General features: G+C 61.6%; 10 protein-coding genes. 1 reads left to right on the top strand and 9 read right to left on the bottom strand.

Annotated elements, in window-relative coordinates; translation table 11 throughout:
• Positions 1 to 4: 4 nt before the first annotated feature.
• Genes aroB through WFQ67_RS16285 form a run of 7 tightly spaced genes read right to left on the bottom strand, consistent with a single transcriptional unit; the run spans position 5 to position 6,602 of the window.
• Complete coding sequence (gene aroB, locus WFQ67_RS16315) at positions 5 to 1,108, bottom strand: 3-dehydroquinate synthase (protein ID WP_263151512.1); 1,104 nt, start codon at positions 1,106 to 1,108, stop codon at positions 5 to 7.
• A gap of 51 nt (positions 1,109 to 1,159) precedes the next feature.
• Positions 1,160 to 1,678, bottom strand: coding sequence for a shikimate kinase AroK (aroK, locus tag WFQ67_RS16310; protein ID WP_173171174.1), 519 nt, complete (start codon positions 1,676 to 1,678; stop codon positions 1,160 to 1,162).
• A gap of 5 nt (positions 1,679 to 1,683) precedes the next feature.
• Positions 1,684 to 3,762 carry a type IV pilus secretin PilQ gene (gene pilQ, locus WFQ67_RS16305; protein WP_173171172.1) on the bottom strand — a complete coding sequence of 693 codons (2,079 nt, stop codon included), beginning with the start codon at positions 3,760 to 3,762 and terminating at the stop codon, positions 1,684 to 1,686.
• A 53-nt stretch (positions 3,763 to 3,815) separates the two neighbouring features.
• Positions 3,816 to 4,349 (bottom strand): type 4a pilus biogenesis lipoprotein PilP, encoded by a 534-nt coding sequence (gene pilP / locus WFQ67_RS16300; RefSeq protein WP_173171170.1) that lies wholly within the window; start codon positions 4,347 to 4,349, stop codon positions 3,816 to 3,818.
• The gene (pilO, locus tag WFQ67_RS16295) at positions 4,346 to 4,969 is read right to left on the bottom strand and encodes a type 4a pilus biogenesis protein PilO (RefSeq protein WP_337057506.1); all 624 of its coding nucleotides are present in this window, start codon (positions 4,967 to 4,969) and stop codon (positions 4,346 to 4,348) included. The genes pilP and pilO overlap by 4 nt, the downstream gene beginning before the upstream one ends.
• Positions 4,966 to 5,538: a PilN domain-containing protein gene (locus WFQ67_RS16290; protein WP_173171166.1), complete on the bottom strand. Its 573-nt coding sequence runs from the start codon at positions 5,536 to 5,538 to the stop codon at positions 4,966 to 4,968. Before WFQ67_RS16290 ends, pilO begins: the two co-directional genes overlap by 4 nt.
• The gene (locus WFQ67_RS16285) at positions 5,538 to 6,602 is read right to left on the bottom strand and encodes a pilus assembly protein PilM (RefSeq protein ID WP_173171164.1); all 1,065 of its coding nucleotides are present in this window, start codon (positions 6,600 to 6,602) and stop codon (positions 5,538 to 5,540) included. Before WFQ67_RS16285 ends, WFQ67_RS16290 begins: the two co-directional genes overlap by 1 nt.
• Before the next feature lie 184 nt (positions 6,603 to 6,786).
• Here WFQ67_RS16285 and WFQ67_RS16280 point away from each other — a divergent pair, with 184 nt between their 5' ends.
• The gene (locus tag WFQ67_RS16280; protein WP_337057614.1) at positions 6,787 to 9,207 is read left to right on the top strand and encodes a penicillin-binding protein 1A; all 2,421 of its coding nucleotides are present in this window, start codon (positions 6,787 to 6,789) and stop codon (positions 9,205 to 9,207) included.
• 113 nt (positions 9,208 to 9,320) lie between these two features.
• Here the strand turns inward: WFQ67_RS16280 and WFQ67_RS16275 are convergent, their stop codons facing one another.
• A complete protein-coding gene (locus WFQ67_RS16275) occupies positions 9,321 to 10,589 on the bottom strand; it encodes a malic enzyme-like NAD(P)-binding protein (RefSeq protein WP_337057504.1) in 1,269 nt (422 codons plus the stop codon).
• A 99-nt stretch (positions 10,590 to 10,688) separates the two neighbouring features.
• Positions 10,689 to 12,143: a M48 family metalloprotease gene (locus WFQ67_RS16270; protein ID WP_337057503.1), complete on the bottom strand. Its 1,455-nt coding sequence runs from the start codon at positions 12,141 to 12,143 to the stop codon at positions 10,689 to 10,691.
• Positions 12,144 to 12,317 lie beyond the last annotated feature (174 nt).

The following is a 12,317-nucleotide window of genomic DNA, read 5'->3' as shown; positions in this document are numbered from 1 at the left end:
CTTTTTACTCTCCAAGCTGGTCAGCCAGGGCGCGATAGTCCGCGCTCAGGGTGTCGTCCAGAATATTTCGCGGGTAATCCGCAGTGACAACGGCCTCGCCGATCGCGCGCAACAGCACCAGGCGCAGCTGTCCGTCGAGGACCTTCTTGTCCACTGCCATGTGTTCGAGGAACTGCTCGGGCGTCATCTCCTCCGGCGGCACGATGGGCAAGCCGGCATCGCGCAGCAGGCGGATCGAACGATCACGCTCCTCTTCGTTGATCCAGCCCAGGCGCCGGGACATCTCCAGTGCCATGACGGTGCCGGCGGAAACCGCCTCGCCATGCAACCAGACGCCATAGCCCATGTGGGTCTCGATGGCATGGCCGAAGGTGTGGCCGAGGTTGAGAGTGGCGCGTACGCCGGACTCGCGCTCGTCGGCCCCGACGACCCGGGCTTTCGCCGCACAGGAGCGCTCGATGGCTTCGGTCAGGGGCTCCTGTTCGAGGCTGCGCAGGGCGGCCATATGCTCTTCAAGCCAGGGCAGGAAGGGCTCGTCGCAGATCAGGCCGTATTTGATCACTTCGGCGAGGCCGGCGGAGAGCTCGCGCGGCGCAAGCGTGCGCAGCGTCGCAGTATCGATGATCACGGCCCGGGGCTGGTAGAAGGCGCCGACCATGTTCTTGCCCAGCGGGTGGTTGATGCCGGTCTTGCCACCCACGGAGGAGTCCACCTGGGACAGCAGGGTGGTGGGCACCTGGATGAAATCGACACCACGCTGGTAGCAGGCCGCCGCGAAGCCGGCCATGTCACCGATCACGCCGCCGCCCAGGGCGATGACGGTGGTGCGGCGATCGTGACGGGCGGTGAGCAGGCCGTCGAAGATCAGTTGCAGGGTTTCCCAGTTCTTGAAGGCTTCGCCGTCGGGCAGGACGATCGGCTGCACCTTGTAGGCGGAAAGCGTGCGGGTCAGCTGTTCAAGATAGAGAGGGGCGACGGTCTCGTTGGTGACGATGGCCACCTGCTTGCCGGCGATATGGGGCGCGAAAAGCTCGACCTGCGTCAGCAGGCCAGCGCCGATATGGATGGGATAACTACGCTCGCCAAGATCGACCTGAAGTGTCCGCATGGGGCCCCCACTATGAAAAGGGCACTAGGATAGCGCAGTTCGGTCCCTGCTTTAACGGGGTGGCAGCGCCTGCAATCGTTCGAGGATTTCCTGGACCACCAGACGCGGAGGCCGCTCATCGGTCTCGATGATGATGTCGGCGATCTCACGGTAAAGGGGGTCGCGGATGGCCATGAGGTCACGCAGTACACGCCCCGGATCAGCGGTGCGCAGCAACGGCCGGTTTCGGTCGCGGGAGGTGCGGTCGATCTGCTGCTCAACCGAGGTGTGCAGATAGACGACCCGGCCTCCCCCCCTGAGCGCTTCGCGGTTGGCAGGCCGCAAGACAGCTCCGCCCCCCGTCGCAACCACGACGCCATCGGCGAGGCAGAGCTCCTGAAGCATCGACTGCTCGCGATCACGAAAACCCTGCTCGCCTTCGACATCGAATATCCAGGGGATGTCCGCACCCGTCCGCTGCTCGATTTCCTTGTCGGAATCCTTGAAGGGCAGGCGCAGTTCTTTGGCAAGCAAACGCCCGATGGTGCTCTTTCCAGCTCCCATCGGGCCAACGAGGATCAAATTACGCACTGATGTCAGCGACTCACCGCAATAGCCTGGTTGTTCATGATACGCGGGGTGAGGAAGACCAGCAGCTCGGATTTCTTGTCCTGGACCACATCACGCTTGAACATGCGGCCGAGGAACGGCAGGTCGCCGAGGAATGGGACCTTGTCAGTCGCCTTGGTCTGGGTGTTGGAGAACACACCACCGATCACGATGGTCTCGCCATCGCTGACCAGAACCTTGGCATTGACCTCGTTCTTGTTGATCGGCGGTACGCCGTTCAACGCGTTGGAGAAGTCCGGGGCATCCTTGGTCACCTTGACTTCCATGATGATGCGGTTGTCAGGCGTGATCTGCGGAGTCACCTCCAGGGACAGGGCCGCTTCCTTGAAGGACGTGGTACTGGCACCGCTGGAGCTGGCTTCCTGGTAGGGAATCTCGGCGCCCTTAAGGATCTTCGCGGTTTCCTTATCCGAAGTTACGACCTTCGGCTGGGATACGATCTCGCCGTTGCCGGTCTTCTCCATGGCGGAGAGTTCGAGGTCGAGGATGGTGTTGTCGGTTACGAAGCCGATGCCAATGGAGGAAGTAGCACCTGTAGCCCCCATATCAACAAAGGTACCAAGAGCCGCGTTGGGGCTGGTGCCACCACCACCGGTACGAGTGCCACCTTCCCCGCCGATGACGAAGTTGTTGTCACCCACACGCGCACCGCGCCAGTTCACACCCAGCGATTTGTCGTAGTCGACGTTCGCCTCGACGATACGAGCCTCGATCATCACCTGACGGACCGGGATATCGAGCTGGGCCACGATGCGGCGCAGTTCGTCCAGCTTGTCCTGGGTCTGGTAGGCGATGATGCTGTTGGTGCGGTCATCCACAGTGATCGAACCACGCTCATCCGACGACTCGTTGCCACTGGTCACGGACTGGAACAGCTTGGCGATATCGGCAGCCTTGGCGTAGTTCACCTGGATCAGCTCACGACGCAGCGGAGCCAACTCGGCGATCTGCTTCTGGGACTCCAGCTCTTGACGCTCACGAGCAGCAATTTCGTCAGCCGGTGCAACCAGCAGCACGTTGCCAACCTTGCGCTTGTCGAGCCCCTTGGTTTTCAGCACCAGGTCCAACGCCTGGTCCCAGGGCACGTTCTGCAGGCGCAGGGTGATGTTGCCCTGCACGGTGTCCGAGGCCACCAGGTTGAGGTCGGTGAAGTCAGCAATCAGCTGAAGCACCGAACGCACATCGATGTCCTGGAAGTTCAAAGAGAGCTTTTCACCCGAGTAGGCAAAACGCTCGGACTTGCGCTTCTCGACATCTTCTTGCGTCAGCGGCTTGATGCTGACAGTCAACTTGTTATCGGTTTGATAGGCCAGGTAATCGTAGAAACCAGTCGGCTCGATGGTGATGCTGGCGTTACCTGAAGAGCCCGCTGCGCTGACGAACTGAACCGGCGTAGCGAAATCCTTCACATCCAGGCGTACGCGCAACGACTCGGGCAATTGGGTCTTGGCGAAATCAAGGCGAATCTTGCCACCCTGTTCCTGAATGTCCGGGCTTACAGTGGGATCGGAAAGCGTGATTACAACATTGCCTTCACCCTGGTCACCGCGCTGAAAATCAATGTTGCTGATGGCCTTGCCTGCCGCAGCAAAAGTCTTGACGGGTGCTGCGGGGGCTGCCGGAGCGGCAACAGGAGAAGTACGGGTCGCTTGCTGCGTGGCACCGCCCGCCTCACCCACCACGACATAGAGATTGTTACCTTCGACACGCGTGCTGTAGGGCACGAGTGTCGCCAGGTTGATAATCATCCGGGTGCGATCCTTGGCCTCGACTATGGTGACGCTCCGCGCGTTGCCCACACCCAGCTCACGATTCTTGCTCCCCAGCTTGTTGGTTACCCCGGGCAGGTCCAGGGCAATACGCGCAGGCTGCTCGATGGTATAGCCCCGAGGCGCGACAACCGGCTCGTCGAAGGCAAGTTTCAGTTCAACCTTACCGCCAGGCAAGGCTGCCACATCGAGACCCTGCAGGTCGGCAGCCAGCAATACTGGCGACAACATGGCGGCCAATAGGGTAAGGCCGAAGCGCGAAAGCGAGCTGTTCATCATCTGGTTCCGTTGTGCAGACCGGTGTTTGTTTTTCATAAGTCACCCCGCCCTTAAGAGCGCTCCTTGAGCGTGAGACTGCGCGGGCGCTCGAGCCAGCCACCCTCGCCATCCGGGACTATCTCTACGACGTCGATCTTGGATTCGTTTATCGCGACGACCTTGCCGTCATTGCGCCCAAGGAAATCACCCACCCTGATTCGATGCACCCCTCCAGCGCCTCGAACCAGAGCGAACATGCCTCCCTCATTGGAAAGCGTGCCAACCATCTCGAAGGACTCGATGTTGAACCCTTCAAGGAATTGTTTTACCCGCGTCTCATCCGGGTGCACGTCCTTGCTGCCCTTGATCTTGTTCGCCAGGTCGATCTTCACCGGCGGCTGGAACGGGCTGCGCAAGGCGGCTGCGCTGTATGTAAAGGCCTCATAGGGCTGGAACTTCGGGAGCGGTTCGATCGTGCCTTTCGGGCGGGCACGAACTTCATCCATGTAAGCCTGGAGATCGGCGAAATCACCGCCACCTCCGCATCCGGACAGGCTAGCCAGCAGAAGACCACTGAGAATCAGACGGGAGCTGGTACGAATCATTTCTGCAGCCCCTTGTCGTTGTAGCGATAGGTCTTCGCCAGGATACTCATGCGCAACTGCGTGGTGCTTCCAGCATTGGCAGGAGCAATGCTGAAATCATGCAGCGTCACGATGCGGGGAAGGCTTGCAACTCCGCTCACAAAGGTGGCCAGGTCGTGGTACGTCCCCACCACCGATATCTGGATCGGCAGCTCGATATAGAACTGCTGGGCGACTTCCGGAAGGAGCTTGATCTCCTCGAACTCCAACCCGCTTCCAAGACCAGTGCGGGTGATGTCCTCCAGCAAGCCAGGGACTTCGGTATCACTGGGCAGCTGCCGAAGAAGGGCACCAAAGGAAGTTTCCATTTCCTTCATTTGATCTTTATAGGCTTCGAGGTTGGCCGCCTGGAAAGCCTTTGTCGTGAACTGCTGCTTGAGCGTTTCTTCTTCGGCGCGCTGCTGATCGAGCTGAAGTTCCAGATCCTTGAGATGGAAGTTGTAACCCAGCGCAAGGACAGCTGCGATCAGCAAGACGCAGGCAATTACTTTTACCGCGCCCGGCCAGGAACCAACGTTGTTGAAGTCGAGGTCGTTCAGATCGACCTTGCGTAGACTTTCGAGCGAATCAGCCAAGCTCATTTCTTGGCTCCTTCTGCGTCGGCGGCAGGCTGGGTCTGCTGCACGGTCAACTGGAAGACATTTGCCTGGTCGACCGCGCCAGCGGTAATCGCCCGGACCTCGGTAAGGTTCGGAGCGGTCAACCATTCGGAGGCATCGAGATTACGCATCAGGTTGGAAACCCTGTTGTTGGACTCGGCAGCGCCAACGATGGCGATGCTTTGCCCTTTCATCGCTACGTTCGTGAAGAAGACCCCATCCGGCAACGTGCGCACCAACTGGTCGAAAACGCGACCAATGATGGGGCGGTTGCCCTGCAGGTCCTGAATGATCTTCATTCGCTCGAGCAGTTGCTGGCGACGCGTCTTGAGCTCGCTGATCTCTTTGATCCGAGTGTCCAGCACCGCAATTTCCTTGCGCACGAACTCGTTACGCGCCTGCTGGTTCTCGATCTCGCCGTTCAGGTACTGATCGCCGAGGAAAACCAGGCCAGCCGAAATCACCAGCACACCCGCAAGGGCCACGAGAAATCGCTGCTTGCGTTCCTCGCGCAGCTGCTCCCGCCAGGGGAGTAGGTTGATGCGTGCCATCAGTCGAAACTCCTCATCGCCAGTCCGCAGGCAATCATCAGCGCCGGGGCATCACTGGCCAATGCGCCCGCATTGACCTTGCCACTCAGCGCCATCTCCGCGAAGGGGTTGGCAACCTGGGTAGGAGTGCCGATCTTCTGCTGGATCAAACGATCCAGATCAGGAATGGACGCCGTGCCACCCGCCAGGAGGATGTAGTCGACATCGTTGAACTGGCCCGCAGCGAAGAAGAACTGCAGCGAACGGGACACTTGCTGGACCACTGCGTCCTTGAACGGTTGCAACACTTCGCTGTCGTAGTCATCCGGAAGACCGCCCTGCTTCTTGGCAAGACCCGCTTCTTCCACGGACAGGCCATAGCGGCGCTGGATCTCCTCGGTGAGCTGGCGTCCGCCGAAAAGCTGCTCGCGGCTGTAGATGGTCCGGCCGTTGTGCAGGACGCTCAGGGTCGTCATGGTCGCCCCGATATCCACGACGGCGACCGTCAGTTCGTCGCTCCCGTTGCCCAGTTGCGCAGCGAGAAGTCCGTAGGCACGTTCCAGCGCATAGGCTTCGACGTCGACGACCTTGGCGGTCAGGCCCGCCAGGGCCAGAGCGGCTTCACGGACCTCGACGTTCTCCTTGCGGCACGCGGCGAGGAGCACATCGACCCGCTCAGGGTTGCGCGCGGAAGCGCCCTGGACCTCGAAGTCGATCGCGACTTCTTCGAGCGGATAAGGGATGTACTGGTCCGCCTCGATCTTCAGCTGGTTCTCCAACTCATCGTCGGAAAGACCGGCATCCATCTCGATCGTCTTGGTGATTACAGCGGAGCCCGCGACCGCTACGGCGACGGACTTCGAACTGGCCTTGGCCTTGCCAAGAACACGAGACAACGCCTGGCCGACCCCCTCCAGTTCGGCGATGTTCTTTTCGACCACAGCATTCGGTGGGAGCGGCTCGACGGCGTAGGCCTCTACCTTGTAGCGGCTTCCCGAGCGACTCAATTCAAGGAGCTTGACTGAAGTCGAGCTTATGTCGATCCCCAGCAGCGTATTCGCTTTCTTGTTGAAGAGCCCTAGCACGACCGATTTCCTATCAGCATCCGAGACTTACGGACGATTTATGTTTTTCCACATTAAATAACAGTCTTGACAGAAGCGCAAATGGCTACCCGGGAAAAAAAACGCATATAATGTGAACAGTTTTTCCCTTTTAAGATCTGCTTCCGCTTAACTCATTCTTTTATCTGGAAATCCAAGAGCCTTGATACGCCTGCTGAAGTTTTTCTGGTGGTCCTGCGTCGCCGTTTTTTGTGGGCTGTTGCTCAGTTTCAGCGGCGCTTATCTCTACCTTAGCCCGACTCTTCCTTCTGTCGATTCCCTGCGCAGCATCCAGCTGCAGATCCCGCTGCGCGTGTACAGCAGCGACGGCAAGCTCATCGCCGAGTTCGGCGAAATGCGCCGTGCGCCCATTCGTTTCGCGGACATACCACCGGAATTCATCCAGGCATTATTGGCTGCCGAGGATGACAACTTCGCCAACCATTATGGCGTCGACCTCACCAGCCTGGTGCGCGCTGCCACGCAATTATTGAAGAGCGGTCATATTCAGAGCGGCGGCAGCACCATCACCATGCAGGTGGCGAAGAACTACTTCCTCACCAGCGAGAGAAGTTTCTCCAGAAAGATCAATGAAATACTTCTCGCCCTGCAGATCGAGCGGGAGCTCAGCAAGGATGAAATCCTCGAGCTCTACGTGAACAAGATCTACCTGGGCAACCGCGCCTACGGCATCGAAGCCGCCGCCCAGGTCTACTACGGCAAGTCCATCCGCGACGTCAGCCTGGCGCAGATGGCGATGATCGCCGGCCTGCCCAAGGCACCTTCGCGCTTCAATCCCCTGGTCAACCCGACCCGCAGCAAGGAGCGTCGCGACTGGATCCTCGGCCGCATGTTCAAGCTCGGCCGTATCGACCAGGCCCGCTACGACCAGGCGATAGCCGAGCCGATCGACGCCAGCTACCACGTGCCGACGCCGGAAGTGAACGCTCCCTACGTCGCCGAGATGGCCCGCGCCGAAATGGTCGGCCGCTATGGCAGCGATGCCTATACCGAAGGCTTCCGCGTCACCACCACGGTACCGAGCGACCTGCAGGAAGCAGCCAACAATGCACTGCGCAGCGGCCTGATCGAATACGACCAGCGTCACGGCTACCGAGGCCCGGAATCGCGCTTCCCCGGCATGACCCGCGAGAGCTGGGCCCAGGAGCTGGCCAAGCAGAAGTTCATCGGGGGCCTGGAGCCTGCGATCGTCACCCAGGTGGAGAAGAGCGGCATCCTGGTGCTCACCCGTAGCGGCAAGGAAGAAGCCGTGGGCTGGGACAGCATGAAATGGGCCCGCCCCTTCCTCAACACCAACAGCCTCGGTCCGCGCCCCCAGCAGCCCGCCGATGTCGCACAGGTCGGCGACCTGATCCGCGTCCAGCGCCAGGCGGACGGCACGCTGCTGTTCGTCCAGCAACCGGCGGCGCAGAGCGCCCTGGTGTCCCTGGACCCGCAGAACGGCGCGATCCGTTCCCTGGTCGGTGGCTTCTCGTTCGAGCAGAGCAACTACAACCGCGCGGTCCAGGCCAAGCGCCAGCCGGGCTCCAGCTTCAAGCCGTTCCTCTACAGCGCGGCACTGGATAACGGCTTCACCGCCGCCAGCCTGGTGAACGACGCCCCGATCGTCTTCGTCGACGAATACCTGGACAAGGTCTGGCGCCCGAAGAACGACAACAACACCTTCCTTGGCCCGATCCGCCTGCGCGAAGCGCTTTACAAGTCGCGCAACCTGGTGTCGATCCGCCTGCTCCAGGCGGTGGGCATCGAGTACGCGCTGAACTACATGAGCCGCTTCGGCTTCAACAAGCAGGAGTTGCCGCGCAACCTGTCCCTGGCCCTGGGCACCGCGACCCTGACGCCGATGGAGATCGCCAGCGGCTGGAGCACCTTCGCCAACGGTGGCTACAAGATCCAGCCCTACCTGATCGAACGCATCGAGAGCCGCGACGGCAAGGTCATCTTCACCGCCAACCCGCCGACCGTGCCGAAGAACGACGCCCCTGACACGCAGGTCGCCCAGACCGTCGCCGCGCCGGATACCCGCCTTCCCGGCGCGGAGCCGCAGGAACCCGCAGTCGCCGAGCGCATCGTCGATGCACGCACCACCTACATCCTCACCAGCATGCTGCAGGATGTGATCAAGCGCGGGACCGGCCGGCGCGCCCTGGCCATGGGGCGCGGCGACATAGCCGGCAAGACCGGCACCACCAACGAATCCAAGGACAGCTGGTTCTCCGGCTACAACGCGGACTACGTGACCACCGTCTGGGTCGGCTTCGACCAGCCGGAAAGCCTGGGCCGCCACGAATACGGCGGCACCGTGGCCCTGCCCATCTGGATGACCTACATGAGCGCTGCCCTGAAGGACAAGCCGGAGCACGTGCTGCCCGAGCCCGAAGGCCTGCTCACCCTGCGCATCGACCCGCTCAGCGGTCGCGCTGCGGCCCCGGGGACGCCCAACGCCTTCTTCGAACTGTTCAAGAGCGAAGATTCGCCGCCGCCCATGAGCGAATTCGATCCAGGCATGAGCGCGCCGGGCAGCCCACTGCCCGCCGACGAGGCAGCCCCCATCGATCTGTTCTGATCGCCGCGAAGACAACAAGAAGCCCGCCTCGACAGCGGGCTTTTTGTTGCCCGAAGGAAATCGCGCCCAATAAAAAACCCGCCGTGAGGCGGGTTCTTCATCGACCAGGCCGATCAGCCGTTGAACACGTCTTCCACCGACTTCAGCGGATAGTGTTTCGGGTAGGGCAGCGTCGCGACACCGGACTCGATGGCGGCCTTGGCCACGGCATCGGAAACCACGGTGATCAGGCGCTTGTCCATGGGCTTCGGAATGATGTACTCACGGCCGAACTCGAGGGACGCGACGCCATATGCATCGCATACATCCTTGGGCACCGGCTCCTTGGCCAGGTCGCGAAGGGCCAGGGCGGCGGCGATCTTCATATCTTCGTTGATGCGGGTCGCGCGAACGTCCAGGGCACCACGGAAGATGAAGGGGAAGCCCAGCACGTTGTTGACCTGGTTCGGATAGTCCGAGCGGCCGGTGGCCATGATCACGTCATTGCGGGTCGCGTGTGCCAGTTCCGGCTGGATTTCCGGGTCCGGGTTGGAGCAGGCGAAGACGATCGGGTTCGGCGCCATGCGCTTCAGGTCTTCGGCGCTCAGCAGGTTGGCGCCCGACAGGCCGACGAACACGTCCGCGCCATCCAGTGCATCCGACAGGGTGCGCTTGGAGGTTTCGTGGGCGAAGACCGCCTTGTACTGGTTCAGATCATCGCGACCAGCATGGATGACGCCCTTGCGGTCGATCATGAAGATGTTCTCGACCTTCGCCCCCATGCTCACCAGCAGCTTCATGCAGGAGATGGCCGCAGCGCCGGCGCCCAGGCAGACGATCTTGGCTTCCGGCAGGCTCTTGCCGGCGATTTCCAGGGCGTTGAGCATGCCGGCAGCGGTCACGATGGCGGTGCCGTGCTGGTCATCGTGGAAAACCGGGATGTCGCACTGTTCGATCAGGGTGCGCTCGATCTCGAAGCACTCGGGCGCCTTGATGTCTTCAAGGTTGATGCCACCGAAGGTGATGGAGATGCGCTTGACGGTATCGATGAAGGCCTGGGGGCTCTCGGCGTCGACCTCGATGTCGAACACGTCGACACCAGCGAAGCGCTTGAACAGCACGCCCTTGCCCTCCATGACCGGCTTGGAGGCCAGCGGGCCGAGGTTGCCGAGGCCGAGAATCGCGGTGCCATCGGAGATCACTGCCACCAGATTGCCCTTGCCGGTGTACTTGAAGGCCAGCTCCGGATCGCGGGCGATCTCGCGGACGGGCTCGGCCACACCCGGGCTGTAGGCCAGCGACAGGTCGCGGGCGGTGGCGGTCGGCTTGGTCAGCTCGACGCTGAGTTTCCCGGGACGGGGCTGGGCGTGGTACTCGAGAGCGGCAGTTTTCAGATCAGACATTTTGGCATTCCGCTTTTACTGTTGTGACAGACGGACGGGCGAGGATACGCAAGATACCGGGGGCCTACAAGACTGTTCAGTCACGCCACGTCAAGCCCTCTAACGTACGACTTTAAGCCAATCCCCGGCCTTGGGCTCGCCGATTGGATACAAATTATTGATCAATCGGATACGATTTTCCAGCTCCGCCTGATCCCCCGCCGCCCCACTGGCGCGAACGATGCCGGCTACGGTTTCCGCAGCCTTCACCTGGACCAGATGCAACCTCGGCGGCTGCGCCAGGGCCCTCTCCTCGGGCTTGAGGGCACGGAAGCTGTAAATGACGGAAAGGAACCGGGCATCTTCGGTTTCCAGGGATGCCCTGCCCTTCATGCCGGCGATAAACAGATACGCCTGATCCCCTTTGAAGACGACAGCCACACGTCGGGCGGAATCGCCGGGGACCACCGCCGTCACACCGATGATGCCGTCCTGGCTGAAGGTCTCCTCCATCACCAGGCGCTGGCGTCCGGCGCGCTGATGCAGCAACTCGGAGGGCGTCAGCCCCGGTGTGCGCTCCGCCAGCTGCATGGCGATGAAGGCCTGCTCATCACGAGGATGGCCGATCAGCACTTCGGGGCGGTTCACCAGCTCCCAGCCGTCGGGGTAACGCAGGGTGAAGTCCAGTCCGACGTGGTAGAACTGCTGCCCGCGGCGGATGCCCGTATCGGCCGAATCACCGAAGGGCATGCCGTCGATGGCCTTCAGGTAAGCCTCGCGATTGACCTCCTGCTGCCCACCAGCCAGGGCGCGTGCCGGCCTGACCACCTGCTGCAGGCGCGTGTCGTTGTCCGGGTGGGTATCGAAGACGCCGTGATAGCTGCCCGCCTCGGGCACCTCCTGCCCCTTGCGCTTCGCTTCGTCGCGCGCGAACGCCTCCTGGTTCTTCAGCACCTTGACCACCTCGATCATCGCCTGGGGGTCATAGCCACTGCGGGCCAGGTACTGTGCGCCGAGTCCGTCGGCCTGCAGCTCCATGTCGCGGCCATAGCCCCGAACCATCGCGCCACCCAGCACATTGGTCAGGTCGCCCGCCGCACTGACGCCGGTACCGATGGCGACCGCCTGCCCGAGTATGTTCCAGGCCTGCGACTGGCTCTGCTGCTGCACGCTGTGCCGAGCCGTGACGTGCCCCACCTCGTGTGCCAGCACGGCTGCCAGCTCCGCTTCTGAGTTCAGGTAGGCCATCAGGCCGCGATGTATATAGATGTAGCCACCCGGCAGGGCGAAGGCGTTGATGTCCGGCGAATCGACCACCGTGAAGATGTAATTGAGGTTGGCACGATGGCTGTGCCGCGCCACGCGCTCGCCCACCCGCTGCACATAGGCTTGCAGCCGATCATCGGCGTAGCGGGGGAATTCCTTCTGGATCTGCTGGTTGTAGCGGCTGCCGAGGTCGAGCTCCTGGCGTTCGCTCATCATCACGAAATTGCGCTCCCCGGTAGCCGGGTTGACGGCACAGCCGGTGAGCAGGGACAGCAGCAGGCATGACAGCAGAATCGGCAAAGCGGGCATGGATCACCTCGGCGACCGCTCGCGCAACCACTGCGTCCTGCGGGGCTATGCGGCTTTTTACGCCGCCCCGGCTAGCCGGTCAATCGCCATCCCGGACGCGCCAGGACTGAACGCCAGAAACGAAAAAGGCGCCCATTGGGCGCCTTTCTCTGTACAGCTGGAAGGGCTTCGTCG

The sequence above is a fragment of the Pseudomonas sp. USHLN015 genome (assembly GCF_037153275.1).
Classification (GTDB): domain Bacteria; phylum Pseudomonadota; class Gammaproteobacteria; order Pseudomonadales; family Pseudomonadaceae; genus Metapseudomonas; species Metapseudomonas tohonis.
Note: the sequence above shows the minus strand (reverse complement) of the source record. Positions and strands in the feature narration are given on the sequence as shown.

Excerpts from the sequence above, each read along its gene's own strand:
- WFQ67_RS16275 (WP_337057504.1), bottom strand. The coding sequence starts at position 10,589 with ATGTCTGATCTGAAAACTGCCGCTCTCGAGTACCACGCCCAGCCCCGT.
- pilP (WP_173171170.1), bottom strand. The coding sequence starts at position 4,349 with ATGATTCGTACCAGCTCCCGTCTGATTCTCAGTGGTCTTCTGCTGGCT.
- WFQ67_RS16270 (WP_337057503.1), bottom strand. The coding sequence starts at position 12,143 with ATGCCCGCTTTGCCGATTCTGCTGTCATGCCTGCTGCTGTCCCTGCTC.
- aroB (WP_263151512.1), bottom strand. The coding sequence starts at position 1,108 with ATGCGGACACTTCAGGTCGATCTTGGCGAGCGTAGTTATCCCATCCAT.
- WFQ67_RS16290 (WP_173171166.1), bottom strand. The coding sequence starts at position 5,538 with ATGGCACGCATCAACCTACTCCCCTGGCGGGAGCAGCTGCGCGAGGAA.
- pilO (WP_337057506.1), bottom strand. The coding sequence starts at position 4,969 with ATGAGCTTGGCTGATTCGCTCGAAAGTCTACGCAAGGTCGATCTGAAC.
- pilQ (WP_173171172.1), bottom strand. The coding sequence starts at position 3,762 with ATGAACAGCTCGCTTTCGCGCTTCGGCCTTACCCTATTGGCCGCCATG.